Below are 25,872 nucleotides of genomic sequence, written 5' to 3' on the forward strand. Positions count from 1 at the left end.
CGTGCCTCCTGCCTGATGAGTCGATCAGAGGGTTTGAAGGGCTGCGTTCACACGCGGCGCCATTCGGTCGACCCACCCGGTTTGTCTTCAAGCGCAATACCGGCTTCGAGCAATTCGGCCCGAATACGGTCTGCTTCGGCATAGTTCCTTGCCTGCTTCGCGGCAACGCGTTCGGCGATCTTCGCTTCGATCTCTTGCGGCGCGAGGCCTTCGGTCGAAGCCGCGCCGCCTGCTTGCTGCAGGAAAGCGCGCGGCTCACGGCCGAGCAGACCCAGCACGCCGGCGAGACCCTTGAGCTGGCGCGCGAGAGAAGTGTCGCGTGTGCGGTTCACTTCGCTCGCGAGATCGAACAGCACCGAGACCGCCACGGGCGTGTTGAAGTCGTCGTTCATCGCAGACTGGAAACGCTGCGCGTTCGCCTCGTTCCAGTCAAGTTGCCGATTGTCCGGCTCGACATCTTTCAACGCCGTATAGAGGCGAGTCAATGCGTTCTTGGCATCGTCGATATGCACGTCGCTGTAGTTCAGCGGCGACCGATAGTGTGCCCGTGCAATAAAGAAACGCACCACTTCGGCATCAAATTTTTCAAGGACTTCGCGAATGGTGAAGAAGTTGCCAAGCGACTTCGACATCTTCTCGTTGTCGATCTGCACATAGCCGTTGTGCATCCAGTAGTTCACGAACGTCTGCCCGGTCGCGCCTTCGCTCTGCGCGATCTCGTTCTCGTGGTGCGGGAACTGCAAGTCCTGGCCGCCGCCATGAATGTCGAACCGGTCGCCAAGCAAGCTGCAGCCCATGGCCGAACACTCGATGTGCCAGCCTGGACGCCCGCGTCCCCACTTCGAGTCCCAGCCCGAGTCCTGTGGCTCGCCGGCCTTTGCCTGCTTCCACAACACGAAGTCGAGCGGATCTTCCTTCGCGTCGTTGGTGGCGACGCGCTCGCCCGCGCGCAAGTCTTCGATGGACTTGCCCGACAGCTTGCCGTAGTCAGCGAACTTGCGCACGGCGTAGTTCACGTCGCCGTCTTTCGCGTGATAGGCATAGCCGTTCGCCTGCAATGCATCGATCATGCCGAGCATCTGCGCAATGAAGTCGGTTGCGCGCGGCTCGAGGTCCGGACGCGCGACGCCGAGCGCATCGGCATCTTCGTGCATGGCCGCGATGAAGCGCGTGGTGAGCGCCTTGATGGGCTCGCCGTTGTCCACCGCGCGACGAATGATCTTGTCGTCGATGTCCGTGATGTTGCGCACGTACGTGACTTTATAGCCGAGCGTGCGCAGCCAGCGCTGCACGATGTCGAACACCACCATCACGCGCGCATGGCCGATGTGACAATAGTCATACACCGTCATTCCGCAGACGTACATGCGTACCTCGCCAGCGCGAAGCGGCGTGAAGGATTGCTTGTCACGCGCGAGCGTGTTGTAGATGCGCAGCGAATTCATAGAGAGACAGTGCGTGAACCCGGAACATTCGTGCATGGCATTGCATGCGGCGTGTCGATGCGGGCTTTACGGCCAAGGCGCACTCGCGAAAGCGACACGACGGTCATGCGACCAGAACGAAGACGGCCACGAGTGGCTGAAAAGGAAAGTCCAACAAGAAAGTCCAACGAGTCCGATGCCTCGCAACGCTGCTTCGATACACCGGGCAACACATGCACTTGCAAAGGATAGCTGCAAGCAGCCGGCGCGTGCGCGAAACGTACGGACCTTTTGTTAGAATGGGTCGGAGTATAACACCGGGGCCTGTGCCCATGAAGTGCCCGGCGTGCCGCGCGACGGACTTCGCGCGTGACGCTCGAACCAAGCCTGCGGCCTTTTGAGGCGGGCTTGTCGGCCAAGTTGCCGCATGCTTCGCTGACTTGCTTCGACACCTGGTTGTCCGCTTGCCGGCCGCTTGCCGGCCGCTCATCCATCAAGCCCGGTTATGATCCCTTCGCTGCTTCATTCCTTGAATCGATTCCAAGTGACTCACGCTCGCGCGCGCATGCCTTCGCACCTCTTCTCTCTTTCCCGCAACATCGCGAGGAACACGCTCATGCGTGCCGGCGCGATCGCGGTCATCGGCATGGCGGCTTCGGTCGGCATCTCGACCACGGCGTTCGCGCAGCTCGCGAAATCCACCACCGACGGCACGCCGCAAATCGACTCGACCATCGCCGGACAAGACTGGAACGCCGCGCTCAAGCAACTCGATGCGCGCATCGCCACCAATCCGACCGACGTGCAGGCGAAGTTCAAGCGCGGCACCGTGCTTGCGCGCCTGAACCGCGACGACGACGCCATCGTGGCCTTCACCGAACTCACGCAGGCGTATCCCGAACTGCCCGAGCCGTATAACAACCTCGCCGCGCTCTACGCCAAGAAAGGCCGCTACGAAGAAGCGCGCGCCGCGCTCGAAACGGCGGTCAAGGCGAACCCGGGCTACGCGCTCGCATACGACAATCTCGGCGATCTTTATCTGCGGCTCGCGAGCGAATCGTACAAACGCGCGCAATCGCTCGGCTCGACGAGTCCGCTCACGCGTCAGCGCGTGACGGCCATTCAGAACATCATCACGCCGCCACCGGTTCGTCGCGGCGTTGCGGCGAATGGCGCCTCGGGCACGCGCGCCACGACGGCGCCGCAATCGCCATCGGGTGAATGGGCGCCCGCGCAAGGCTCGGGCAGCACCGACAGCGGCACCGGCCTGTCGACCATGCCCTCACCCGATTCGTACTCGCCGTACGGCGGCGCAACCGGGCCGTTCCCGACCGCGCCTTACGTCGCGCCGCAGACGCAGCCTTGAGACACGCGACCACGGCGCGGCGTCGGACAAGGCTAATTGGCGCACTCGCGCGTGCAGGCGGTAAGCTGTCGGTCGGCCGCGATTGCGGCTGCTTATCTGCATTCGTTTGCATTCATCACCCGAGGACCGATCCTTCATGAAATTGCTGATGCTGGGGCTTACCAGCGCTGCCCTGATCGCTACCGCGCCCGCCTACGCACAGGCGGCGCAATCCGCAACGGGCGCGCATCCGACCGTGCTGTTCCATACCTCGCAAGGTGACTTCAAGGTCGAGCTGTATCCGGAGAAGGCGCCGAAGACGGTCGCGAACTTCCTGGACTATGTGAAGTCCGGTCAATACTCGGGCACGATCTTTCATCGCGTGATTCCGGGTTTCATGATCCAGGGCGGCGGCTATAGCACGAGTTTCGCCGAGAAGCCCACGCGCGCGCCCATCGCGCTCGAAAGCAAGAACGGCCTGAAGAACACGACGGGCACGCTCGCCATGGCGCGCACCAGCGACCCGAATTCCGCCACGGCGCAGTTCTTCATCAATACGGTCGATAATGCAGGACTCGACTTCCCGAATCCCGACGGCAACGGTTATGCCGTCTTCGGCAAGATCGTCTCGGGCATGGATGTCGTGAAGAAGATCGAAGCGAGCCCGACCACCACGCGCGGCCCAATGCAGGACGTGCCGCAAAAGCCGACCGTGATCGAGTCGGCTACCGTGGTCTCGCAATAAACGCACAACCCGGCAGCGTTCGTTCGGTGAACGCCGCTCATCGTCAATCATCAACATACCGGAGAAATCATCATGGTCGAACTGCATACGAACCACGGCGTCATCAAGATCGAACTGGACGCTGAAAAGGCGCCGAAGTCGGTTGAGAACTTCCTCAACTACGTGAAGAAGGGTCATTACGACAACACCGTGTTCCACCGTGTAATCGACGGCTTCATGATTCAGGGCGGCGGCTTCGAGCCGGGCATGAAGCAAAAGCCGACCGATGCCCCCATCGACAACGAAGCCAACAACGGCCTCACGAACGACAACGGCACGGTTGCCATGGCGCGCACGAACGACCCGCATTCGGCAACCGCGCAGTTCTTCATCAACGTGAAGGACAACGACTTCCTGAACCATTCGTCGCCGACGCCGCAGGGCTGGGGCTACACCGTGTTCGGCCGCGTGGTCGAAGGTCTCGACGTGGTGGAGAAGATCAAGAAGGTCAAGACCGGCTCGAAGGGCTTTCATCAGGACGTGCCGGTGGACGACGTCGTGATCGAAAAGGCCGTGGTGGTCTGAACACGGCACGCATGATCGACACGAAGTCTTTCAGGCAAGAGGTCGCGCAAAAAGCAGCGGGCGCAGCGCACAACGCGCGCCCGCTGTTTTTCATTTCCGACCTGCACTTGAGCGAGGCGATTCCAAAGACGGTCGCCGCGTTCGAGCATTTCATCGAAGTCACGGCGAGCGGCGCGGACTCGGTTTTCATCCTCGGCGACTTGTTCGAATTTTGGGTCGGCGACGATATCCTGGATGACGCCGTCGCCGACGAGCGCGCCCGCTTCGCGCGCCGCATGACGAAGCTTTTGCATACGCTCACCGAGCGCGGCATCGCGTTATATGTCATGCATGGCAATCGCGATTTTCTGCTCGGCAAGCGCTTCATGAAGGAAGCCGGCGCACTTCCGTTGCCCGATCCGTTCACCATGACCGCGTTCGGCACGCGTATCGTCCTCGCGCATGGCGACGCGCTCTGCACCGCCGATCCCGGTTATCAGCGCTTTCGGCGCTTTGCGCGCAATCCGTTCGCACAGCGCGCGTTTCTCGCGTTGCCGCTGAAGACGCGGCTCGGCATCGGGCAGCGCATGCGCACGAACAGCGAGGGCGCGCGCATGCAGGGCGAATCGCCGAAATACGACGTGACGCGCAAGGCGGTGTCGGAGCTTTTCATCCGCAGCCGCACGCATACGATGATCCACGGACATACGCATCGTCCGGCGATGCATCGGGAAGTGGAAGGCGCGCGCTGGGTGTTGCCGGATTGGGAACTGGATATGGATGAACCGCGCGGCGGGTATCTGCGGATCGACGAGGAAGGAATTCGCGCGCTGCCGTTGTAGTTCTGGTGCATGACTCTTGGGTTCGCCACGCAGCCGTTGCCGTGCGAGCGCGAAATTCGAACTGCACTCACGCTCTCACGCGCCGCAGCGGCACAAAAAATTACCGCTGCGCGAGTTCGCTTTCCACCTTCCCTTCCATCGACGCGCACAAGCGCTTCAAGTCCACGAGCCCCGCTCCGCCGGCACCATTGAGCGCTTCCACGCGCGCGCCCAGACGTTCGAGCGCGGCGACGATTTCATCGACACGCTGCGTCTGCGTCGATGCGTGATCGATCAAACCGTGAATGGCCAGCGACACCGGATCGTCCGCGTTCGGCGTGATGCCGTAAGCGCAAAAGCCTTCACGCGCGGTTTCCTTTGGCCGCTGCACCGCCGGCATCACGATGCGCGCCGGATTGCCCACCGCCGTGCCGCCCGCCGGAACCGGCTTCACGACGACCGCGTTCGAACCGATCTTCGCCTCCGCGCCGACCGTAAAGCCGCCGAGCACCTTTGCGCCCGCGCCGACGATCACGCCGCGCCCCAGCGTGGGATGCCGTTTCGCGCCGCGCGTGAGCGACGTGCCGCCAAGCGTCACACCCTGATAGATCGTGCAGTCGTCGCCAACCTCGGCCGTCTCGCCGATGACCACGCCCATGCCGTGATCGATGAACACGCGCCTGCCGAGCGTCGCGCCCGGATGAATCTCGATGCCAGTGAGAAAGCGCGCCATCTGCGAGATGAAACGCGCGAGCCAGCGCCACTGCGCGCGCCAGCAAGCATGCGCGAAACGATGCAGCACGATGGCATGCAGGCCGGGATAGCACGTCACGACTTCAACGGCGCTGCGAGCGGCGGGATCGCGCTCACGGATGGCGGCGATATCTTCGCGAAGTCGTTGGAACATGTCGTGATCTCGATGGGGTCAGGCGCGAAGCCCAAATGACCGCGCGCGCAAAGCTTATATTTTTGGCGATTGTAGAGTCACTCGGACGGACTCTGCACGATTGTCCCCGCTGCAAGCACGGTTGCTTGCAGCCACATCGCGTTCAGGGTTTTTTGACGCGCGCGAGAATATGTTTGGCGATGCCGCGCAGGATATTCACTTCCTCGCGCTCGAGTCCCGAGCGCGCGAAGAGCCGCCGCACGCGCGACATCAGCTTCTTCGGATTGGCGGGATCCAGAAAGTCGAGCGCGACGAGCGCTTCTTCGAAATGCGCGTACATGCCTTCGATCTCATCGCTCGATGCACCCGCGACGTGCGCGGCCGGCTCGACGAGCGTGAGTTCGGACGCGGGCTCCTGAAACGCGACGCGCAATTCGTAGGCGAGGACCTGCACCGCCTGTGCCAGATTGAGCGAGCTATACGCCGGATTCGCCGGGATATGGGCAAGCGCGCTGCAACGCTCGACATCCGCGTTGGACAAGCCCGTGCGCTCGTTGCCGAACACGAGCGCGATGTCGCCATGCCGCGCGAGTTCGTGCGCGCGTTCGGCGAGTGCGCGTGGCGGCATCTGCGGCGGACCGTATTCGCGCGTGCGCGCCGTGAGCGCGACGGACCAGCGCACGCCGACGAGCGCATCGGCGAGCGTATCGACGACATGGGCGCTCGTGAGCACGTCGTCGGCGCCGCTTGCCATCGCGATGGCTTCGGGTTCGTTCTTGACGTCGGCCACTCGCGGCGCGACCAGCACGAGGCGCGCGAAGCCCATGGTCTTGAGCGCGCGCGCCGCCGCGCCGACATTGCCAGGATGACTCGGCTCGACGAGGATGAAACGGGTCGACGTGAAGCCGCCCGCGGGCGCGATGAATTGGTTGGTGTCCAAGGATGAATGGTGCTTTGCGTGTTGCTGAATGGTTCGTGCGCGTCGGTATTGCGTCTCGTCGCGCATCAATGGCGTACGGGTACACACAGTCCGCTATGTTAGCGATTGTCGGCGATGTTGGCGGCTTTTTGGTTCGCGCGCGCGGCCAAAAGGCGCGTTTCGGGTAAAATAGCGCGCTTGCGTTTCGCCTCTTCAACTTTGCCTGGCGCCGCGCCCCGCTCTTATCCAATTCGTCTTTCGTCGACAAAGTCGTTGTCGCTCATTTAATTCGCCTGCTCGCGGTTCTTGCCCGTGCACGGCGGTCAAAGGATTTCGCTCATGCATCCGATGCTCAATATCGCTGTCAAGGCCGCGCGCCGCGCCGGACAGATCATCAACCGCGCATCGCTGGACCTGGACCGTATCCAGATCAGCAAGAAGCAGCACAACGACTTCGTGACGGAAGTCGACAAGGCGTCCGAAGCCGCCATCATCGAGACGCTGCACACCGCTTATCCCGATCACTCCATTCTTGCCGAAGAATCCGGCAAGGACGATCGCGACTCCGAGTTCCAGTGGATCATCGACCCGCTCGACGGCACCACGAACTTTATCCACGGTTTCCAGTATTACTGCGTGTCGATCGCGCTCGTGCACAAGGGCATCGTGACGCAGTCCGTGATCTACGACCCGACGCGTAACGACCTCTTCACGGCATCGCGCGGCCGTGGCGCGTATCTGAACGAGCGTCGCATTCGCGTGGGCAAGCTGGATCGTCTTTCGGATGCGCTCATCGGCACAGGCTTTCCGTTCCGTGACGGCCAGGGCCTGAACGGCTATATGCGCCTTTTCAGCGAAATGACCTTGTCGTGCGCGGGCCTGCGTCGTCCGGGCGCGGCGGCGCTCGATCTCGCCAATGTCGCGGCGGGCCGTCTCGACGGCTTCTTCGAGCAAGGCATTCATCCGTGGGACGTGGCTGCGGGCAGTCTGCTCGTCACGGAGGCGGGCGGTCTCGTCGGCAACTACACGGGCGAATCGGATTTCCTGTTCCAGAACGAGATCGTCGCGGCCAATCCGAAGGTGTACGCGCAGATGATCAAGGTGCTCGATCCGCATTCGCGCACGCGGTTGACGGGAGAGTAAGGGGCGTTTGGGTCGGCGGGCACGCGCGAGCGGCCCGCCTAGCGTTTTCCTCGTTCTTCGATCGCCACGCTGCATCACTTCCTGCATCGAATCCGCCGCTCCGATACAGTGCAATCTTTCGCGCACGCGGCAAGGTTCAAGCGCCACAGCACGCTCCTTGGCTGTCCGTTTCCCCCGAACACACCCCGGCGCGCGCCGCACGACGCGCGCCAACTCTCGTTTTGCCATGAAAAAAGGCTTCTACACGATCATTGCCGCGCAGTTCGTCTCGTCGCTGGCGGACAACGCGCTTTTGATCGCCGCGATCGCCATGCTTGCCGTCGTGCAATCGGCGCCGTGGGTCACGCCGCTGCTTCAGATCTTCTTCACGGTGTCGTACGTGGTGCTCGCGCCTTTCGTCGGTGCATTCGCCGATGCCCTGCAAAAGCGCCACGTGATGTTCATCTCCAATGCGCTCAAAGCCGCGGGCTGCGCGCTGATGATCGCGGGCGTGCATCCGATGATTGCATACGGCGTGGTCGGCCTCGGCGCGGCCGCTTATTCGCCCGCGAAGTACGGCATCCTGACCGAACTGCTGCCGCCGCAAAAGCTCATCGCGGCGAACGCGTGGCTCGAATCGGCGACGGTCGGATCGACCATCCTCGGCACGGTGATCGGCGGCGCGCTCGTGAGCCAAGTCGTGGCGCGCTGGGTCGAGAACGAGCACGTGCCGTTGATGCACACCGCCGCGCACGCCGCGATGTTCACGGTCATGCTGATCTACGCGTCGGCGGCCGCGATCAACGCGTTCATTCCCGATACCGGCGCGCGCTACCCGAATTTGCTGAACCAGCCGACGCGTCTCGTCGGCGACTTCTCGCACAGTTTCAACGTGCTCTGGACCGACAAGCTCGCGCAGATCGCGCTCTGGGTCACGACGCTCCTGTGGGGCGCGGCCGTTACGCTGCAACTGCTCGTGCTCAAGTGGGCCGACGCCAATCTCGGCCTCTCGCTTTCCAAAGCGGCCGTGTTGCAGGGCGTGACGGGCGTGGGCATTGCGCTAGGCGCGGCGGCGGCATCGGCATGGATCGTCTTGCGGCAGTCGCTCAAGGTTCTGCCGGTGGGCGTGCTGATCGGCGCGGTATCGGTGGCCATGGCCTTCTACAACAAGGACATGTTCCCCGCCAATGCAGGCGTGCATATTGGGCCGCTCTTCGCGCCCGCTTATATTCTGATGGCGTATCCGCTGATGATCGCGCTCGGCGGCCTCGCGGGCTTTTTCATCGTGCCGATGAACGCGATTCTTCAGCACCGGGGCGCCACGCTTTTGTCCGCCGGCGCGTCCATCGCCGTGCAGAACTTCAATCAGAACATCGCCGTGCTAGCCATGCTCGGCTCCTACGCGCTGCTCCTCACGATCAAGGTTCCGGTGCAATGGATCATCGTGATATTCGGCGTGTTCGTCGGCGTGATGATGGCGCTCGCCATGCGCCGCCATTCGCAAAACGAACGCGATGTGGATCTCGGCGCGCTCGTCGAGGAATGAAGCTTGCTACCGAGTGTATCCTGGGTTCGTACCAGGCCGCGAAGCCCAGTGGCCTGTGCAATCGGTCGCGGGCAACCGCGAAAAACCTGGTAGACAGAGCATCAGACGCGGCACGCTGCAATACATGCGGGTTCGCGTCGTGCGACTCTTTTCGGCACGTCAATAAGGAGCAAGGAAATGGGATTGTTCACACGTTCGACGCTCGACAGCAAAATCAATGGCGCAGCCAACGTGGGCCAGCGCGCCGTGCGCGGTGCGAGCGATGCGGTCGATTCGGCCAGCAGCCAGTTGCGCAGTTTGCTCGATGACCTCGAAAGCTCGATCCAGAGCGGCAAGGATATCGACGGCGACAAGTTGCGCCGTGACTTGCAATCGAAGCTCAAGACCGCTCGTTCGCAAATCGACGGCGCGAGTACGGCACTGACAGGCAAGCTCGGCGATGCCGCAGGCTACGCCGACGAATTCGTGCACGACAAGCCGTGGCATACGCTGGGCGCGGTGGCAGGTCTCGCGCTGCTGGTCGGATTTCTGGCCGGACGCGCATAAGGATCAGCGCTTTTAGCGTTGCGTGGTTCTGACGAAGGCGCCGGCGAGTCCGGCGCCTTCGTTCTTTCATCGGCTACTGGAGCACGTACTCGACCCTAGCCCGTTCGGCCGACTCCTCTCGCACGTGCCCGACAGGTTAAACTCATGCCCTATCAGTTGGCGCGCGGCTGAACGCACGCTGCGCCCGGCGTCTTTGCACTTACCGCACGCAAGATGGGCAATCAAACGGCAACTCCCGAACCTTTCTCCAATGCAGCGGCCGCGCTTCCGGCGGATATCGCGCAGCACACTCCCATGATGCAGCAGTACTTGCGCATCAAGTCGGAGCACCCCGGCACGCTCGTCTTTTATCGTATGGGCGACTTCTACGAGCTCTTTTTCGACGATGCCGAGAAAGCCGCGCGCCTGCTCGACCTCACGCTCACGCAACGCGGCACGTCGAACGGCAATCCAATCCGCATGGCGGGCGTGCCGCATCACGCATGCGAGCAATATCTCGCCAAGCTGGTGAAGCTCGGCGAATCGGTGGCGATCTGCGAGCAAATTGGCGACCCGGCGACATCGAAAGGTCCGGTCGAACGCAAGGTCATGCGCGTGGTCACGCCCGGCACGCTGACCGACGCGGCGCTCCTCGCCGATAAAAGCGACGTCTATCTGCTTGCGCTCTGCCCCATGCATAATCGGCGCGGCGTGGTGACGAGCGTCGGCCTCGCGTGGCTCAATCTCGCGAGCGGCGCGCTGCGGCTCGCGGAAGTCGCGCCCGAGCAAGTGAGCACGGCGCTCGAACGCATCCGTCCGGCGGAAACGCTTATCGCGGATACCGTCACCGACACGCGCGCTTCCTTCGGCGTGACGAATCTCACGGCGACCACGCGCGTGCCCGCATGGCATTTCGACGTTAGCTCCGGCACCAAGCGTCTCGGCGAACAACTGGATGTAGCGAGCCTCGACGGCTTCGGCGCGCAGACCCTCACCTGCGCGTGCGGCGCGGCGGGTGCGCTGCTCATCTACGCGGCCGCCACGCAAGGCCAGCAGTTGCGCCACGTGCGTAGCCTAAAGGTGGAATACGAGTCGGAGTACATCGGGCTCGATCCTTCCACGCGCCGCAATCTCGAACTCACCGAGACGTTGCGCGGCACGGAATCGCCCACACTGTTCTCGCTTCTCGATACCTGCTGCACGACCATGGGCAGCCGTCTGTTGCGTCATTGGCTGCATCATCCGCCGCGCGATACGTCGATTGCGCAGGCGCGTCAGCATGCCATCGGCGCATTGCTCGATGCGCCCGCCGCGAGCGGTCTCGACGCGTTGCGAAGCGCGTTGCGCAAGATCTCGGACATCGAACGCATCACGGGGCGTCTTGCGCTGTTGTCGGCGCGTCCGCGCGATCTGTCGAGCCTGCGCGATACCTTCGCCGCCCTGCCCGATCTGCGCGCCTTGGTGGCAGCCGTGCCCGCGCAGACGGCGGCGCTCGTGCGCATTGGCGAAGCGCTCGAACCGCCGCGCGAGTGTCTCGATTTGCTCACGGCCGCCATCGCGCCCGAGCCTGCCGCGCTGATCCGGGACGGCGGCGTAATCGCGCGCGGCTACGACACGGACCTCGACGAGTTGCGCGACATTTCGGAGAACTGCGATCAATTCCTGATCGATCTCGAAACCCGCGAACGCGCGCGTACGGGCATCACCAATTTGCGCGTCGAGTTCAACAAGGTGCATGGCTTCTATATTGAAGTCACGCGCGGACAGACTGACAAAGTGCCCGACGACTACCGGCGCCGGCAGACGCTCAAGAACGCCGAGCGCTACATCACGCCCGAACTCAAGACTTTCGAGGACAAAGCGCTTTCGGCGCAAGAGCGGGCGCTCGCGCGTGAACGCTTGCTTTACGACGCGCTCTTGCAAAATCTGCTGCCATTCATTGCAGATTGTCAGCGCGTCGCGGCAGCGCTCGCCGAACTGGATCTGCTCGGCGCTTTCGCCGAACGCGCGCATGCGCTCGACTGGGTCGCGCCCGAGTTCGCCGCGCGTGCGGGCATCGATATCGAACAAGGGCGGCATCCCGTGGTCGAGGCGCAGGTCGAGCAATTCATCGCCAACGACTGTTGCCTGTCGCAAGAGCGCAAGCTCTTGCTCATCACCGGTCCGAACATGGGCGGCAAGTCCACCTTCATGCGGCAAACGGCGTTGATCGCGCTCATGGCTCACGTCGGCAGCTACGTGCCGGCGAAGCGAGCACGCTTCGGCGCGCTGGACCGCATCTTCACGCGAATCGGTGCGGCGGACGATCTCGCGGGCGGGCGCTCGACGTTCATGGTGGAGATGACCGAAGCGGCCGCCATTCTCAACGACGCGAGCGCATCCAGCCTCGTGCTGATGGATGAAATCGGGCGCGGCACGTCCACGTTCGATGGCCTCGCGCTGGCATGGGCCATCGCGCGCCATCTGCTCACGCATAACGGCTGCTACACGCTCTTCGCCACGCACTACTTCGAGCTCACGCAACTGCCCACGGAGTTCACGCAGGCGGCCAACGTGCATCTTTCGGCCGTCGAGCACGATCATGGCATCGTGTTCCTGCATTCGGTCAATGAAGGTCCGGCCAATCAGAGTTATGGTCTGCAAGTCGCGCAACTGGCTGGCGTGCCGTCCGCGGTGATCCGCGCGGCGCGCAAGCATCTCGCGCATCTGGAGCAGCAGTCCATCGGCCAGCCGACGCCGCAATACGATCTCTTCGCGAGCCCGGCTTACCATTATGAAGACGAGCCGGAAGCATCGCCGGTTCACGCGCCGCCCGAGCATCCCGCACTCGACAAGCTGCGTTCACTCGATCCGAACGAGTTGCGTCCGCGCGATGCGCTCGAACTGCTGTTCGAATTGCACGACATGGCGAAGTCCGCGGCGGATGACGCGCGTTGAGCGCCTCTCGGCGGGCGGTCTGATGCGCGCGTTCTGCGCGGCGGCACTGCTTGGTGCCGCGCTCACGCACGCCCACGCTCAAGGCGAAGACAACGGGCCGCTGACCTTCGCCGTCATTGCCGATTCTCTTTCGCGTCCCGCCGACGAAGCGCCCGTGCGGCAAATGCTCGATGCCATCGGCCGCGATCGGAATCTGGCGTTCATCGTCTATGACGGAAATCTGAAGGGACCGGCCGAAGCATGCCGCGACAGCGTGTATCAGTCGCGCCACGATCTTCTCGATGCATCGCGCACGCCGCTCATCATGCTGCTCGGCGAACACGACTGGGCCGATTGCGGCTCGGCGCGCTCAGGCTCATACGATCCGGTCGAACGGCTCGATTTCGTGCGTCAGCAATTTTTCGGCGATGCAGGCTCACTTGGACAGAACCCGCTCACGCTCGCACGCGAAAGCGATGTCGCGCGCTTTCGCTCATTCCGCGAGATTGTGCGTTGGCAAGCGAACGGCGTCGCGTTCATCGGACTCAATGCGCCGAGCCCGAACAATCACTACCTGACGGCCGGCGGGCGCAACGGCGAGTTCGAGGATCGCGCGGTGGCGACCACGTTCTGGCTCGAACATGCGGCGGAATCGGCGCGACGTTCGGGCATGCGCGCGCTCGTCGTGCTCATGCAGGGCGATCCGGATTTCGCGCGCTATGAAAAGCGCGATCGTTTTGCATGGCTGCGCTTTTCGCGCACGAACCCGGTACGCGACGGCTTTCTCGAACTGAAGCGCAGCCTCGTGAAAGCGGCGGAGACGTTTCGCGGACCGGTGATCGTCATTCATGGCGGCGACGCCAGCGAACCGAGCGGCTTTCATATCGATCAGCCCTTGCACAACGACAAGGGATTGGTGGTGACGAATCTCACGCGGGTTGCCATTGCGTTGAAGAAACCGCAGACGCAGTGGCTCGAAGTTCAGAGCAATGCTTCTTGGCATCCGCCATTCCGGCTGCGCGTGCGCAACGTGAGCGATGTCCGCAAGCGCGACAGCGGCGATCAGCAAAACGAAGCACCTGCGCAATCGAGCGGTTCGTCTGCACCACTGGGTGCGTCTTCTTATGCGGCGCCCATCGTGCCGCCAACCACGCCGCCCGCCTTGCCGCGCGATGACCTCCCCGCTCCGTTGCCCGCGCCACCTTCCTTACCGCAGCCGCCTGCATCGGACCTGCCACCGGTCTTCACGCCGCAATCCATGCCGCCATTGTTTCCATTGCCGGCATCGGGCGTACAGAACGGTGCAGCGCCTCAAGGCTCGAACGAAAGCAATCGATATTAAAAAAGCGCAGCAAGCGCTGCGCTTTTCGGATTGCATCAAACAAGATGATCAGTGCAGTGTGGGGCCCGCGTCTTTCGGCGGCTCTTCGTCATCATCTTCGTCGTCGGCCACTTGAAGGCCGTCCGCGCCATGCGCGTGCTGATGCACGATTTCGTCTTCCGTGGCCGTGCGCACTTCCTGCACCGACAATGCGAAGCGCAGCGCCATGCCTGCGAGCGGATGATTGCCGTCGAGCACGACCTTGTCTTCGGCAACGTCGGTCACCGTATAAATGAGCGAGTCGAGTTCGTCGTCGGCGTCTTCGGGCGTGCCTTCGAACTGCATGCCCACTTCGAGCGGTTCGGGGAAACGGCTGCGTTCCTCGATCTTCACGAGTTCAGGGTCGTACTCGCCGAATGCATCTTGCGGCTCCAGTTGAATGGACGTTTCATAGCCGGGTTCGCGACCATCGAGCGCTTCCTCGATCTTGGGGAACGTGCCATCATAGCCGCCGTGCAGATAGACCATCGGCTCGTCGCTTTCCTCGATCAGATTGCCTTGTGCATCCGATAGCTTGTAAGCGACCAGAACGACAGTGTCTTTCGCAATTTTCATTGGATCCTCCAAGATACAAGCCTCGATTATACGATGCCCAAGCGGCCACCTGAAGCAACACCCATCCCCGATTCCAGCCTGCGTCCCAACATGCACAAGCCTGGCGCACCGTTACCCGACGAGCCTACGCCTCTGTTGGGCAACCGCACGCCGCGACAGTTCATGCGGCGTTACTGGCAGAAGAAGCCGCTCCTGATTCGCCAGGCGTTCCCCGGCATGAAGGCGCCGCTGTCGCGCGACGAACTCTTCGAACTCGCCGATCTCGACGACGTCGAATCGCGCCTCATCACGCATTTTCGCGATACGTGGAACATGGAGCACGGACCGTTCGCATCCGACGAACTGCCGGCCGTCAAGAAGCGCGAATGGACGCTGCTCGTGCAAGGCGTGAACCTGCATGACGATCGCGCCGCCGCGTTGATGAACTGCTTTCGCTTCATCCCCGATGCGCGTCTGGACGATCTCATGATCTCCTATGCGACGGATGGCGGCGGCGTCGGTCCGCACTTCGACTCTTACGATGTGTTCCTGCTTCAAGTGCATGGCAAGCGCCGCTGGCGCTTCGGCGCACAGCGCGATCTCTCGTTAAAACCCGACATGCCGTTGAAAGTTTTACAGCACTTCGAGCCTGAGGAAGAATGGGTGCTGGAGCCGGGAGACATGCTGTATCTGCCGCCTCATATCGCGCATGACGGGATCGCCGAGGGCGAGTGCATGACTTGCTCTATCGGCTTTCGCGCGCCTTCCACGCGAGAACTCACGGCGCAGTTCCTCTATCACCTAGCCGAACGCATGGGCGATACACCGGCGAACGCAAAAGCGCAGGCGCGCTATCGCGATCCGCAACAGGAGCCGGTTACGAAACCCGCGCTTTTGCCGCAGCTTCTGCTCGACCGGGTTGGCTCGATCCTTGCGGATATCAAATGGACCGAAAAGGATATCGCGGCGTTTTTAGGCAGTTATTTGAGTGAGCCGAAAGCGAATGTCGTTTTTGATCCGCCGGAGCGTGCGCTTAATCAGAAAAAGTTTGTAGAGCGCGCGAAGAAGGCAGGTTTAACGCTCGACCGTAAGACTATTCTGCTCTATGACAAGACGTCTTATTTTGTTAATGGCGAGGCTGAAGCGTTAACTGCAAGGGCTAAAAAGTGGCTTCCCGAACTGGCCGATGCACGTTGCCTTGAAGGGAAACGCTTTGTAACACTTACAGATGATTCTTCAATGACATCGCTGCTGCACGAATGGTATTGTGCGGGCTGGATTAAGCTGGACTCTTTGATCTGAATTGCTTGACAGCCAATGCGCCGCCAAGTATTTGCGGAACTAATTGTTTTGCTGTCCCGCAATATGAAAATTTGTATGAGAAAGACAACGTATCGGCCCCCGATTTATCGACGGTCGCGTCGAAAGTGCCTATAATTTCCGGCCAAGCCGTAGGATGTCTCACAACAAAAAAATATTGTGGGGCTCCACAGCGGCCCAGGTCGGTGTTGGAGCACACATTACCGGTACTTTGCGCTGTTGCTTACTTTTAACCATAAAAGGACGTGATCATGAAGAAATCCCTCCTCGTAGCATCCCTGTTGGCTGCTGTTGCTCTTGCTGCATGCAACAAGTCTAGCGATTCGGCTGCTCCGAGCGCTGCAAGCGATACGTCGGCTGCTTCGGCACCGGCGGCTGCTGCTTCGGACGCAAACGCTGCAGCATCGAGCGCTTCGGCCGCTGCAAGCGACGCAGCTTCGGCTGCTGGCGCAGCATCGGACGCTGCCGCTTCGTCGGCTGCCCCGGCTTCGGGCGCAAGCCAGTAAGGTTGAGTCCTTACTTAGTGCGGGCTGCTTCATCGCAGCTTGCATGCAAAAAAACCGGCTTTTGGGCCGGTTTTTTTGTGTCTGCGTTTTCTGTGCGAGTTGCTTAGATAATCAAAGCGCGAGCCAATCGAACCCTTCGGTCTGCGTTGCAACGACGACATCCACCGCCGACGCACCCACTACGCCAGCGAGCGCAGCCTGCGCCAGATGCGGCAGATTGTTTTGCTGACTGAGATGCGCGGCAACCAGATGACGCAACTTCGAACGGTCGAGCGCCGCGAGAATCGCAGCAGCGGCGTCATTATTCAGGTGTCCGTGCGTTCCGCCGATGCGCGCCTTCAACGAAGCCGGATAGCGGCTTCCCGCGAGCATTTCGATATCGTGATTGGACTCGAGCACAAGCGCATCGCACCCGCTCAACACGTTCAGAATGTGCGGCGTCGACACACCCACGTCGGTTAGCACGCCGAGACGGCTTGCGCCGTCCGAAAACACGTACTGCAAGGGCTCTCGTGCGTCGTGCGGCACCGTGTAAGGCAAGAGGCTGATATCGCCGATGGCGACGCTCTCATCGCCCCACAACACGTTGAGCTGAACGTTCGCTTCGTCGGCGCCGCATGCGCGAGCCGTGCCCCAACTCATATGCAATGGAATGGACCACTTGCGCGCAAGCGTCAGCGCGCTGCCGATATGATCCGTGTGTTCATGCGTGATGACGATGGCATCGAGCTCGTCCGCGCGGCAGCCGAGCCGCGCGAGCCGGCGCTCGGCTTCCTTCGCGGAGAACCCGCAGTCGAGCAGCACGCGCGTGGTGGTCGTGCCGCTCGTCGCCTCGACGAGCAATGCATTGCCTTCGCTACCGCTGCCGAGGCTCGCAAATCTCACAATGTGTCCATGTCGATGCGCGAATATTCAGTTCAACTGCGCGTGCAGCAAGGACACGATACGCTGCGCATCCGACGAATTGTCCGGCTGGCCGTTGGCGTCGACCACGGCGATCTGCGTAAGCGCATCCGCCTTCGGCTTCACGTTGACGAAGAACTGGCGTGTAGGCATGGGCGTGTTGCTCGAAAACAGCTTGCCGAAGAAACCTTCCTTCTTCAGCTCCGCCATGGAGTCCGAATAATGCACGTAGTAAAGACCCTTCGCGCGGTCGCGATTGTCCACCGTGAAGTTGGTGCGATCGAGCGCGAGGCCCACGCGCAGCCACGCGCGATCGAACGGTTCCGCCAGATCGAGTGTCGAGCCGCCCGCGGCTGAATCGACCGCGACTTTCGCGCCCGCCGGACGCGCCTGCGTCACGAGCTTCTTGCCCTGGTCTTCGGTCAGGCCGAACTTCTGCATGATCTTCACGAGAATCGCGGCTTCGAGCGCCGGATTGCGCGGACGCGTTTCCCAGCGCGACGAAGTCTTGTCCTGACCCGTCAGCACTTCTTCCATCGCGCTATGCGTGACGTTGATGTCGGTCGAGCCGTCCGCCGCGCGATCCACTTGCGTGCGGAACATGTCGCGCGTACCCGACGAATACGCGAAGTCGATCAGCTTGCCGACGCTCTTTCTGAACCAGTCGTCCGGAATGTTCGCGCGATTCTCGGCCCAGTCGGTCGCCATGATGCCGGTCTGCGGCGAGTCGGTCTTGAGCGTAAAGCCGTTCTCCGTCCAGAACTCCTGCAGTTGCGGCCAGACTTGGTCGGGCACACGGCCGTCGACGACGAGCCAGCGACGGTCGCCATCGCTTTCCACGTGCATGCCGTACGGATCTTGCGCTGTCGGCACGCCGAGCGTGGTGTTGCCGGCCGGTGTGACCGAACGCGCGGCGGTGCCGCCGAGCGTGTTTTCCTTCGGCGGCGCGGCGTAACGCTGGCTGATGTCGGCGGTGGAAAGATCGGACGGCACGGCCAACGCGGGCGCGGTCTCAGCAGCCTTGTAGTTGACGCGGTCCGGCGCGAGCCAGTCGTTGAGCGTATCGCAGCCGGCAAGCGCGAAGACGGCGCTGACGCCGAGTGACAACACGCTCAGGCGTTTGGCTTGAGTAAGAAGAGCGGAACGGTTCATGAGGTCCTTCTTTGCTGCTGATGACGCATTGCCTCGCGTCGTTCCCGCGTTATTCGTGCGGGCCGACGGGGCCAATGAACGGCGGTTGATGACTGATGAAGTGGCTCATTTCGATCACTTGTGGCGGTGCTGGCGTCTCGATGATTTCGATAAGGTCGCCCGCCGCGCCCGATCAGGCGAGCAGCCCGGTTTCGCGCAACGCGTCGCGCACCACGTCGTGGTAGCGCTCGTCGAGCGGCGTGAGCGGCAGACGAATGCCGCCTTCCATGCGGCCGAGCGCTTGCAGCGCCCACTTGGTCGGAATCGGATTCGCTTCGCAGAAGAGTTGCTTGTGCAGCGACAGCAAGCCGAGATGGATACGGCGTGCGGTGATGGCGTCGCCTTCGAGCGCGGCGCGGCACAACTGGCTCATGGCCTTCGGCGCGACGTTGGCCGTCACCGAGATGTTGCCGTGGCCGCCGAGCAGCATCAGCGCGATGGCGGTGGGATCGTCGCCGCTATAGATCGAGAAATGCGCCGGCGCGTGCTTGATGAGATGCGCCGCACGATCGATATTGCCGGTGGCTTCCTTCACGCCGATGATGCCCGGCACTTCGGCAAGACGCAGGATGGTCTCGTTGCTCATGTCGGCCACGGTGCGGCCCGGCACGTTGTAGAGAATCACCGGCAGGTCGACCGCTTCCGCAATCGCGCGGAAGTGGCGGTACATGCCCTCTTGCGTCGGCTTGTTGTAATACGGAACGACTTGCAGCGTGGCATCGGCGCCGACCTTTCTGGCCTGCTTCGACAGCTCGATGGCCTCTGCCGTCGAATTGCCGCCCGCGCCCGCGATGATCGGGAAGCGCTTGGCCGTATGCTCGACGGCCGTCTGCACCATCAGCACGTGTTCTTCCACCGACAAGGTGGCGGACTCGCCGCTCGTTCCGACTACGACCAGTCCATTCGAGCCTTCCGCGACGTGCCAGTCGATCAGCTTTCGAAACGCCGGCAAATCGAGGCTACCGTCCTCGTGCATCGGTGTGACGATGGCAGGAATGCTGCCGCGGATCTGGATGCCGCCAAGTGTTCCGTTTGTCATGAAACTCTATGAATTTAATCGAAAATTTAGTCGCAAAAAGCGCGATACCGCGATTGTAGCGGATTAACCGGTCAATTCGTAACGTGGCCAACCCGAGGGTGTGTTACCGGTTGTGTCTTCAATCGCGCCGGCTTTTGCGGGCTCTGGAACGAGTACAGCGCAGATTCGTTGCACGAAGGCAGGATGCGGAGCATCGACGAAACCGTCTTCATACGCGATCACGCGCAGACGGCCGCGCACGGCTTCGAGCAACTCGCCAGGTTCGAGCAGAAACGCAGGATTGGACGGTTTACCGACGGTTTGGTTGCCGGCCGCGAAGGTTTCGTAGATGAGCGCGCCGCCCGGCGCGAGCGCATGAATCAGATGCGTGAAAAGCGGACGATGCAGATAGCGCGTAACGACGACCGCCCCGAACGTCCGGCCGCCAGCCAGCGGCCACGGCGCGCCTTCGAGATCGGCGCACAACGTCGCGATGTCGGGAAGCGCGGACATGGAGGCGAGCGCATCGGCGTCACGGTCGACGGCCAGTACCGCGTGCCCGCGCGCCGCGAGCCAGCGCGCGTGGCGGCCGCTTCCGGATGCGACATCGAGCACCGAAGCGCCGGGCGCAATGAGATGCGCCCAGCGCGTGACCCAACCGCTCGGCGTGCCAGCGTCCATCAGTTGTAGGACAGGCCCATTGCCTCGCGTACGTCGCGCATGGTTTCGACGGCGAACTTGCGTGCCTTGTCGCAACCGTCCGCGACGATGGCGCGCAACAGCGAAGGATCGTCCATGTACTTCTGCGCGCGTTCGAGCATGGGCTGCTGCTCGCGCAAGATGCCTTCGATCACCGGTTGCTTGCAGTCGAGGCAACCGATTCCCGCGCTGCGGCAGCCCTTTTGCACCCACTCGTGCGTGGCTTCGTTGGTATACACCTGATGCAGTTGCCAGACCGGGCACTTGTCCGGATCGCCCGGATCGGTGCGGCGCACGCGAGCCGGATCGGTCGGCATGGTGCGCACTTTCTTCGCGATGGTCTCTGCGTCCTCCCGCAAGCCGATGGTGTTGCCATATGACTTCGACATCTTCTGGCCGTCGAGACCCGGCATGCGCGACGCTTCCGTCAACATCACTTGCGGCTCGACGAGAATCAGCTTGCGCGCGCCTTCCAAATAGCCGAACAGGCGTTCGCGATCGCTCATCGACAGGCTCTGCGATTCCTGCAGCATCGCGCGGGCTTGTTCGAGCGCTTCGTCATCGCCTTCCTGTTGATACGCCACGCGCAATTCGTGATACAGCTTCGCGCGCTTGCCGCCCAGCTTCTTCGCGGCTTCGAGCGCCTTCTCCTCGAAATCCGGTTCCTTGCCGTACAGGTAGTTGAAGCGGCGCGCGATCTCGCGCGTCATCTCCACGTGCGGCACCTGATCTTCGCCGACCGGCACAAGCGAGGCGCGATACAGCAGAATGTCCGCCGCCATCAGCACCGGATAGCCGAGAAAGCCGTAAGTGGAGAGATCTTTCTCGCGCAGCTTTTCGATCTGTTCCTTGTAGGTCGGCACGCGTTCCAGCCAGCCGAGCGGCGTGCCCATGCCGAGCAGGAGCGACAGTTCCGCATGCTCCGGCACGCGGCTCTGAATGAAGAGCGTGGCCTGCGCCGGGTCGATACCCGACGCGAGCCAGTCGATCAGCACTTCCCAGACGTTTTTCTCGATGACCTCGGGCGTCTCGTAGTGCGTCGTGAGCGCGTGCCAGTCGACCACGGCGAAGAAGCACGGGTATTCGGACTGCAGCCGCACCCAGTTTTTCAGCACGCCGTGATAGTGGCCGAGATGCAGCGAGCCGGTCGGCCGCATGCCGGAGAAGATACGGTCAGGGAACATGGTTTTATGGGAATAGTGAAGCGAAGGGATTCAGTATGGCCGATACCGCCGCGTAACCGACGCCGACGAGCGGACTCAGCCAGTAGCGTGTGAGCACGCCCGTCACGACCAGCGCCATCACGATGAAGAAACCGTAAGGTTCGAGCTTCGAAAACGCGATCGACGCGCGTACCGGCAATAGCGCCATGAGCACGCGGCCGCCATCGAGCGGCGGCAGCGGAAAGAGATTGAGCACGCCGAGCACGAGATTCACGCCGACGCCAGCGGCCGCCATGCGCGTGAAGAACGGTTCGTCGACATTGAAAGCCGCGAGCAGCACCGCGATCACGCCCCACAGGAGCGCCTGCACGAAGTTGCTACCGGGACCCGCCGCTGCGACCCAGAGGCTGCCCCAGCGCGGATTGCGCAGATTGCCGAAGGCCACCGGCACCGGTTTCGCGTAGCCGAACATGAACGCGCCGCTCGTCACGAAATAAAGCACGATGGGAATCACGATAGTGCCGATGGGATCGATATGCCGCATCGGGTTCATCGAGACACGGCCGAGCACGTAGGCCGTGTTGTCGCCGAGCAGACGCGCGGCGTAGCCATGCGCGGCCTCGTGCAGGGTGATCGCGAAGATCACCGGGAGCGCGTAGACCGCGATGGTTTGTATCAGGGAAGCATCCATAGGGCGGTATTGTATCAAGCAGGCAGGCGAGAGCAGACGAAGGCGGCGCGATGCCAAGCGCCGCGCCGGCGGTTTGTGCAGGATTTAAGCGCGTGGACGAAAAACTTACGCGGCGAGACCGAACGGTTCCAGACCACCGCGTCCCGCGCGCACGAGCACGGGTTCGCCGCCGGAAAGATCGATGACCGTCGAGGGTTCGGCCGGGCAAGCGCCTGCATCGATCACGAGTTCGATCTGCTTTTCGAGCCGTTCGCGGATCTCCTCCGCGTCGTTGAGCGGTTCCGTGTCGGGCGGCAGGATCAGCGTGGAGCCAAGCAGCGGCTGCCCCAACGCTTCGAGCAGCGCCAGCGTGATGGCGTGATCCGGCACGCGCAGCCCGATTGTCTTGCGCGACGGATGCGACAGCCTGCGCGGCACTTCCTTGGTCGCCTGCAGCACGAACACATAAGGGCCCGGCGTCACGGACTTGATGAGCCGGTACTGCGTGTTGTCGACCATCGCGAAATTCGACAGCTCCGAGAGGTCGCGCACGAGCAGCGACAGCAACTGCTTGTCGTCTATCCCACGAATCCGGCGCAGACGCTCGACCGCCGTCTTGTCGTCGAGATGGCAGGCAAGCGCGTAGCTCGAATCGGTCGGCAACGCGACGATCCCGCCATCGCGAATGATCTGCACAGCCTGATTGATGAGCCGCGGCTGCGGATTGTCGGGGTGAATCCGAAAGAATTGAGACATGACGATGCCTTCTTGTTCGCTCGTGCCCGCAACGCCACGCGAGCGCCCAGGCGTGCCGCGCGTACGGAAAATTCGGATGACGCAGGGAGCACGAGCCGTGCGGACGCCTTACAGCCAACGCTCCCAAACCGGCGTGAGATCGTCCGGCAACGGCGGCAACTGACCGAGATCGACGCGCCCTTCCCCCGCGCCGTGGAAGTCGGAACCGCGCGAGGCTTCGAAGCCGTAACGACGCGCGACATCCGCATATTCGCGATACTGATCCGGCGTGTGGCTGCCGGTGACGACCTCGATGGCGCGGCCGCCGAGCTGGATGAATTCGTCGAAGAGCGCGGCGAATTCGAGCGGGCTGTAATCGTAACGCCCCGGATGCGCGATGATCGGCTCGCCGCCCGCGTTGCGAATCCATTTCACCGTGTCGGCGAGTTTCGCCCAGCAGTGGCCGACGTAACCCGGCTTGCCCTCGCCGAGATAGCGCGCGAACACGTCGGACGTGGTCTTGGCGTAGCCTTCTTCCACCAGGAAGCGCGCGAAATGTACGCGCGAAATCATGTCGGGGTCCTCGGCATGGCGCAGCGCGCCTTCGTGCGCGTTCGGAATACCGACTGCCGCCAACGCTTCGCCGATCGCCACGCCGCGTGCCGCGCGGCCGTTACGCGTGGCTTCGAGCCCGCGCTGCAGTTCCGCGTTGTCCGGATCGACATTCATGCCGACGATGTGAACCGTGCGCCCGGCCCACGTCACCGAAATCTCGACGCCCGGCAAATAGCCCATGCCGAGCGCCTCGGCCGTCTCGCGCGCTTCGCGCTGGCCGCCGAGCTGATCGTGATCGGTGAGCGACCATAATCCGACGCCGCCGGCGTGCGCGCGCGCCGCGACCTGCGCAGGCGCGTACTGGCCGTCGGAGACGGTGGAATGGCAGTGCAAATCGGCGTTGATCGTCGGCTTCATGATTTTTAACATTTTACTGTAACGGCATGACGTGCTGGTGATGCCGTTGCGCCTGGCCGCGCGTTAGCGTGCACATTCACGCGCAGAACGCTTCGATGAGCGCGGCGACTCGCTCGGGTTGATCGTGATGAACCATATGCCCCGCTTCATCGATGATTTCCTCGCGCCAGTCGGCAAACGCCTCGAAGCGCGTCTTGAACTCGGCAATCGGCATTTTTCCGGCAAAACCCGCAAGTGTGGGCGAATCCTTCGCCTCGACATGCAGCACGGGCGCCTGGACCCGCTTCCAGACCGCCGACACCTCATCGAGCCGATACAACGTAGGACCACGCAGCTTGTGTGCCGGGTCGGCGAGCAAATGAAATTGCCCGTCGGCTTCCTGCCGTGACCAGTGCTGCGCGAGAAAGCGCGCGCGTGCAGGCGCCAAGCGCGGATTGGTGCGGATCAGCCGATCGGCGACTTCATCGAGCGTCGCATAGCTGTGCAGTTGTGGCGGCGCGCGCAGGTCGTCGAGCCATGTAGCGATACGTCCGGGCGCCTGCGCCGGATGCGCCGCGGGCAGCCCAAAGCCTTCGAGATCGACGACGCGGCGTACCCGCTCCGGCCGCACGCCCGCATAGAGCAGCGCGAAGTTCGCGCCCATGCTGTGGCCGATCAGGTTCACTTTGCCGACGGGATCGAAATGGTCGATGAGCGCTTCGAGGTCCGCGAGATAGTCCGGAAAGTAGTAATGGCCGCCGCCCTTCTCGGCCACCGGCCAGTCCGACAGCCCGAAGCCGCGTGCGTCGGGCGCGAGCACTAGCCAGTGGCCCTTGAGCGCATCGACGACGAACTGGAACGATGCCGCGACGTCCATCCAGCCGTGCAGCATGAAAAGCATGGGCGCGTCGGGCGAGCCCCAGCGGCGCACGTGCAGACGCACGCCGCGCGCATCGACGAATTCGGAGCGCGATTCTTTCATGGTCGGTGTCGCATTCGAAAAAGATGATCGTTCGATTATAGCGACGGGTTCTCGTCCAGCCCGGCGAGCGCGCGCAGTTCGGCCTCGTCGAAGCCCGCGTCGCGACGCGCCTCGAAGTTGAACGGGCCACGCAATTTCGGCGCGTGATACTGCTTCGCAAGACGCTCGTAAGTGGGATGCGGATCGAGACTCGCCGCGTCGCAGAGAAAACGGAACCAGTGGTTGCCGATCAGCACATGACCGATCTCATCGCGCAGGATTACATCGAGAATCGCTGCCGACGCTTCGTCGCCCGCCTGCGCGAGACGCTTGCGAATGGGCGGCGAGGCATCGAGACCGCGCGCTTCGAGCGTGCGCGGCACGAGCGCCATGCGCGCCAGCACGTCGGCGCGGGTGCGCTCGGCCATTTCCCACAAGCCGTCGTGAGCGGGAAAATCGCCGTAGACGTGGCCGAATTGCGCCAGACGCGCGGTTAGCAGCGAGAAGTGAAGCGCCTCCTCCGCCGCGACCTTCAGCCAGTCGATGTAGAACGCCGTGGGCATCGAAGGAAAGCGCCACACGGCATCGAGCGCCAGATTGATCGCGTTGAATTCGATGTGGGCAAGCGCGTGCAGCAGCACCGCGCGCCCCGCGTCGGATTGCATGCTGCGGCGCTTGAGCGATGACGGCTCGACGAGTTCCGGCGCCTCGGGACGGCCGGGCAAGTCGTCCGGTTCGTCGAGCGCGACCTCCGGGTCGATGCGCGCCGCACCGCTCAGCACGCGCTCGTACAGCGTGCGGGCGTCGCGCGCTTTCGTCACCGGATCACGCTCGCGGAGAATGGCGAGCGCCGCGCGGCGCATGCAGGCATCGTCGGTGAAGGAAGTCGGAACGTTTTGCATGATGCTCGGTTAAGCGAAAGACGCCAGGAAGCGAATGCGGCCGGCGCGAAGGACGTTTCGGCGCAACCGGCTAAAATGGTAATCCCGGCGCACGCACGACACGCCGAAAGCAATAATCCGCGCGGCCAACCAATTGGACAAGGCGC

Annotated in this window: 25 protein-coding genes; 11 read left to right on the plus strand and 14 right to left on the minus strand. The window is 62.7% G+C overall.

The window, feature by feature from the left end; genetic code table 11:
* Positions 1-47 precede the first annotated feature (47 nt).
* Positions 48-1,445 (minus strand): cysteine--tRNA ligase, encoded by a 1,398-nt coding sequence (cysS, locus tag NCT04_RS09405; protein ID WP_250465166.1) that lies wholly within the window; start codon positions 1,443-1,445, stop codon positions 48-50.
* A gap of 595 nt (positions 1,446-2,040) precedes the next feature.
* On the opposite strand from cysS, the gene NCT04_RS09410 reads away from it, so the two are divergent.
* The 4 genes from NCT04_RS09410 to NCT04_RS09425 all read left to right on the plus strand — a co-directional run bounded on the left by NCT04_RS09410 (position 2,041) and on the right by NCT04_RS09425 (position 4,899).
* The gene (locus tag NCT04_RS09410; protein ID WP_250465167.1) at positions 2,041-2,790 is read left to right on the plus strand and encodes a tetratricopeptide repeat protein; all 750 of its coding nucleotides are present in this window, start codon (positions 2,041-2,043) and stop codon (positions 2,788-2,790) included.
* A gap of 136 nt (positions 2,791-2,926) precedes the next feature.
* Positions 2,927-3,514, plus strand: a complete 588-nt coding sequence (locus NCT04_RS09415) for a peptidylprolyl isomerase (RefSeq protein WP_244825554.1) — start codon at positions 2,927-2,929, stop codon at positions 3,512-3,514.
* A gap of 72 nt (positions 3,515-3,586) precedes the next feature.
* A complete protein-coding gene (locus NCT04_RS09420; RefSeq protein ID WP_244825556.1) occupies positions 3,587-4,078 on the plus strand; it encodes a peptidylprolyl isomerase in 492 nt (163 codons plus the stop codon).
* 11 nt (positions 4,079-4,089) lie between these two features.
* On the plus strand, positions 4,090-4,899 hold the full coding sequence (locus NCT04_RS09425) for a UDP-2,3-diacylglucosamine diphosphatase (protein ID WP_250465168.1): 810 nt from the start codon (positions 4,090-4,092) through the stop codon (positions 4,897-4,899).
* A gap of 100 nt (positions 4,900-4,999) precedes the next feature.
* Here the strand turns inward: NCT04_RS09425 and cysE are convergent, their stop codons facing one another.
* On the minus strand, positions 5,000-5,785 hold the full coding sequence (gene cysE, locus NCT04_RS09430; RefSeq protein WP_250465169.1) for a serine O-acetyltransferase: 786 nt from the start codon (positions 5,783-5,785) through the stop codon (positions 5,000-5,002).
* 142 nt (positions 5,786-5,927) lie between these two features.
* Positions 5,928-6,704, minus strand: a complete 777-nt coding sequence (locus NCT04_RS09435) for an RNA methyltransferase (protein ID WP_284509340.1) — start codon at positions 6,702-6,704, stop codon at positions 5,928-5,930.
* 318 nt (positions 6,705-7,022) lie between these two features.
* On the opposite strand from NCT04_RS09435, the gene NCT04_RS09440 reads away from it, so the two are divergent.
* The 5 genes from NCT04_RS09440 to NCT04_RS09460 all read left to right on the plus strand — a co-directional run bounded on the left by NCT04_RS09440 (position 7,023) and on the right by NCT04_RS09460 (position 14,134).
* Positions 7,023-7,826, plus strand: coding sequence for an inositol monophosphatase family protein (locus NCT04_RS09440; RefSeq protein ID WP_244825561.1), 804 nt, complete (start codon positions 7,023-7,025; stop codon positions 7,824-7,826).
* Between the two features lie 226 nt (positions 7,827-8,052).
* Entirely contained in the window at positions 8,053-9,351 is a 1,299-nt protein-coding gene (gene lplT / locus NCT04_RS09445) for a lysophospholipid transporter LplT (protein WP_250465170.1), read from the plus strand.
* A gap of 177 nt (positions 9,352-9,528) precedes the next feature.
* Positions 9,529-9,897: an ElaB/YgaM/YqjD family protein gene (locus NCT04_RS09450; RefSeq protein ID WP_244825565.1), complete on the plus strand. Its 369-nt coding sequence runs from the start codon at positions 9,529-9,531 to the stop codon at positions 9,895-9,897.
* A gap of 213 nt (positions 9,898-10,110) precedes the next feature.
* Positions 10,111-12,813 (plus strand): DNA mismatch repair protein MutS, encoded by a 2,703-nt coding sequence (gene mutS / locus NCT04_RS09455; RefSeq protein WP_250465171.1) that lies wholly within the window; start codon positions 10,111-10,113, stop codon positions 12,811-12,813.
* Entirely contained in the window at positions 12,800-14,134 is a 1,335-nt protein-coding gene (locus tag NCT04_RS09460; protein WP_250465172.1) for a hypothetical protein, read from the plus strand. Before mutS ends, NCT04_RS09460 begins: the two co-directional genes overlap by 14 nt.
* 48 nt (positions 14,135-14,182) lie before the next feature.
* Here the strand turns inward: NCT04_RS09460 and NCT04_RS09465 are convergent, their stop codons facing one another.
* Complete coding sequence (locus NCT04_RS09465) at positions 14,183-14,728, minus strand: FKBP-type peptidyl-prolyl cis-trans isomerase (RefSeq protein WP_244825571.1); 546 nt, start codon at positions 14,726-14,728, stop codon at positions 14,183-14,185.
* 33 nt (positions 14,729-14,761) lie between these two features.
* On the opposite strand from NCT04_RS09465, the gene NCT04_RS09470 reads away from it, so the two are divergent.
* The gene (locus NCT04_RS09470; protein ID WP_250465173.1) at positions 14,762-16,009 is read left to right on the plus strand and encodes a cupin domain-containing protein; all 1,248 of its coding nucleotides are present in this window, start codon (positions 14,762-14,764) and stop codon (positions 16,007-16,009) included.
* Between the two features lie 269 nt (positions 16,010-16,278).
* Positions 16,279-16,533 (plus strand): hypothetical protein, encoded by a 255-nt coding sequence (locus tag NCT04_RS09475; protein WP_244825575.1) that lies wholly within the window; start codon positions 16,279-16,281, stop codon positions 16,531-16,533.
* Between the two features lie 111 nt (positions 16,534-16,644).
* Here NCT04_RS09475 and NCT04_RS09480 read toward each other — a convergent pair whose 3' ends face one another.
* From NCT04_RS09480 to NCT04_RS09525, 10 genes are all read right to left on the minus strand, one after another.
* A complete protein-coding gene (locus tag NCT04_RS09480; RefSeq protein ID WP_250465174.1) occupies positions 16,645-17,418 on the minus strand; it encodes an MBL fold metallo-hydrolase in 774 nt (257 codons plus the stop codon).
* Positions 17,419-17,445: 27 nt separating this feature from the next.
* Positions 17,446-18,588 (minus strand): NlpB/DapX family lipoprotein, encoded by a 1,143-nt coding sequence (bamC, locus tag NCT04_RS09485; RefSeq protein WP_244825578.1) that lies wholly within the window; start codon positions 18,586-18,588, stop codon positions 17,446-17,448.
* A gap of 172 nt (positions 18,589-18,760) precedes the next feature.
* Entirely contained in the window at positions 18,761-19,666 is a 906-nt protein-coding gene (gene dapA / locus NCT04_RS09490) for a 4-hydroxy-tetrahydrodipicolinate synthase (protein ID WP_250465175.1), read from the minus strand.
* A 63-nt stretch (positions 19,667-19,729) separates the two neighbouring features.
* Positions 19,730-20,326, minus strand: a complete 597-nt coding sequence (locus tag NCT04_RS09495; protein ID WP_250465176.1) for a class I SAM-dependent methyltransferase — start codon at positions 20,324-20,326, stop codon at positions 19,730-19,732.
* A complete protein-coding gene (locus tag NCT04_RS09500) occupies positions 20,326-21,528 on the minus strand; it encodes a tryptophan--tRNA ligase (RefSeq protein WP_250465177.1) in 1,203 nt (400 codons plus the stop codon). Before NCT04_RS09500 ends, NCT04_RS09495 begins: the two co-directional genes overlap by 1 nt.
* Before the next feature lie 4 nt (positions 21,529-21,532).
* Positions 21,533-22,198 carry a site-2 protease family protein gene (locus NCT04_RS09505; RefSeq protein ID WP_244825582.1) on the minus strand — a complete coding sequence of 222 codons (666 nt, stop codon included), beginning with the start codon at positions 22,196-22,198 and terminating at the stop codon, positions 21,533-21,535.
* A gap of 105 nt (positions 22,199-22,303) precedes the next feature.
* Positions 22,304-22,933 (minus strand): L-threonylcarbamoyladenylate synthase, encoded by a 630-nt coding sequence (locus NCT04_RS09510; protein ID WP_250465178.1) that lies wholly within the window; start codon positions 22,931-22,933, stop codon positions 22,304-22,306.
* A 108-nt stretch (positions 22,934-23,041) separates the two neighbouring features.
* Complete coding sequence (locus NCT04_RS09515; protein ID WP_250465179.1) at positions 23,042-23,884, minus strand: 3',5'-nucleoside bisphosphate phosphatase; 843 nt, start codon at positions 23,882-23,884, stop codon at positions 23,042-23,044.
* Between the two features lie 76 nt (positions 23,885-23,960).
* Entirely contained in the window at positions 23,961-24,845 is an 885-nt protein-coding gene (locus tag NCT04_RS09520) for an alpha/beta fold hydrolase (RefSeq protein ID WP_250465180.1), read from the minus strand.
* 35 nt (positions 24,846-24,880) lie between these two features.
* The gene (locus tag NCT04_RS09525) at positions 24,881-25,726 is read right to left on the minus strand and encodes a ferritin-like domain-containing protein (protein ID WP_250465181.1); all 846 of its coding nucleotides are present in this window, start codon (positions 25,724-25,726) and stop codon (positions 24,881-24,883) included.
* Positions 25,727-25,872 lie beyond the last annotated feature (146 nt).

It is taken from the genome of Caballeronia sp. GAFFF2 (genome assembly GCF_023631485.1).
GTDB lineage: Bacteria > Pseudomonadota > Gammaproteobacteria > Burkholderiales > Burkholderiaceae > Caballeronia.

Bases quoted from the DNA above. Each gene is read 5' to 3' on its own strand.
- cysS (WP_250465166.1), bottom strand. From the start codon at position 1,445: ATGAATTCGCTGCGCATCTACAACACGCTCGCGCGTGACAAGCAATCC.
- NCT04_RS09410 (WP_250465167.1), top strand. From the start codon at position 2,041: ATGCGTGCCGGCGCGATCGCGGTCATCGGCATGGCGGCTTCGGTCGGC.
- NCT04_RS09415 (WP_244825554.1), top strand. From the start codon at position 2,927: ATGAAATTGCTGATGCTGGGGCTTACCAGCGCTGCCCTGATCGCTACC.
- NCT04_RS09420 (WP_244825556.1), top strand. From the start codon at position 3,587: ATGGTCGAACTGCATACGAACCACGGCGTCATCAAGATCGAACTGGAC.
- NCT04_RS09425 (WP_250465168.1), top strand. From the start codon at position 4,090: ATGATCGACACGAAGTCTTTCAGGCAAGAGGTCGCGCAAAAAGCAGCG.
- cysE (WP_250465169.1), bottom strand. From the start codon at position 5,785: ATGTTCCAACGACTTCGCGAAGATATCGCCGCCATCCGTGAGCGCGAT.
- NCT04_RS09440 (WP_244825561.1), top strand. From the start codon at position 7,023: ATGCATCCGATGCTCAATATCGCTGTCAAGGCCGCGCGCCGCGCCGGA.
- lplT (WP_250465170.1), top strand. From the start codon at position 8,053: ATGAAAAAAGGCTTCTACACGATCATTGCCGCGCAGTTCGTCTCGTCG.
- NCT04_RS09450 (WP_244825565.1), top strand. From the start codon at position 9,529: ATGGGATTGTTCACACGTTCGACGCTCGACAGCAAAATCAATGGCGCA.
- mutS (WP_250465171.1), top strand. From the start codon at position 10,111: ATGGGCAATCAAACGGCAACTCCCGAACCTTTCTCCAATGCAGCGGCC.
- NCT04_RS09460 (WP_250465172.1), top strand. From the start codon at position 12,800: ATGACGCGCGTTGAGCGCCTCTCGGCGGGCGGTCTGATGCGCGCGTTC.
- NCT04_RS09465 (WP_244825571.1), bottom strand. From the start codon at position 14,728: ATGAAAATTGCGAAAGACACTGTCGTTCTGGTCGCTTACAAGCTATCG.
- NCT04_RS09470 (WP_250465173.1), top strand. From the start codon at position 14,762: ATGCCCAAGCGGCCACCTGAAGCAACACCCATCCCCGATTCCAGCCTG.
- NCT04_RS09475 (WP_244825575.1), top strand. From the start codon at position 16,279: ATGAAGAAATCCCTCCTCGTAGCATCCCTGTTGGCTGCTGTTGCTCTT.
- bamC (WP_244825578.1), bottom strand. From the start codon at position 18,588: ATGAACCGTTCCGCTCTTCTTACTCAAGCCAAACGCCTGAGCGTGTTG.
- dapA (WP_250465175.1), bottom strand. From the start codon at position 19,666: ATGACAAACGGAACACTTGGCGGCATCCAGATCCGCGGCAGCATTCCT.
- NCT04_RS09495 (WP_250465176.1), bottom strand. From the start codon at position 20,326: ATGGACGCTGGCACGCCGAGCGGTTGGGTCACGCGCTGGGCGCATCTC.
- NCT04_RS09500 (WP_250465177.1), bottom strand. From the start codon at position 21,528: ATGTTCCCTGACCGTATCTTCTCCGGCATGCGGCCGACCGGCTCGCTG.
- NCT04_RS09505 (WP_244825582.1), bottom strand. From the start codon at position 22,198: ATGGATGCTTCCCTGATACAAACCATCGCGGTCTACGCGCTCCCGGTG.
- NCT04_RS09510 (WP_250465178.1), bottom strand. From the start codon at position 22,933: ATGTCTCAATTCTTTCGGATTCACCCCGACAATCCGCAGCCGCGGCTC.
- NCT04_RS09515 (WP_250465179.1), bottom strand. From the start codon at position 23,884: ATGAAGCCGACGATCAACGCCGATTTGCACTGCCATTCCACCGTCTCC.
- NCT04_RS09520 (WP_250465180.1), bottom strand. From the start codon at position 24,845: ATGAAAGAATCGCGCTCCGAATTCGTCGATGCGCGCGGCGTGCGTCTG.
- NCT04_RS09525 (WP_250465181.1), bottom strand. From the start codon at position 25,726: ATGCAAAACGTTCCGACTTCCTTCACCGACGATGCCTGCATGCGCCGC.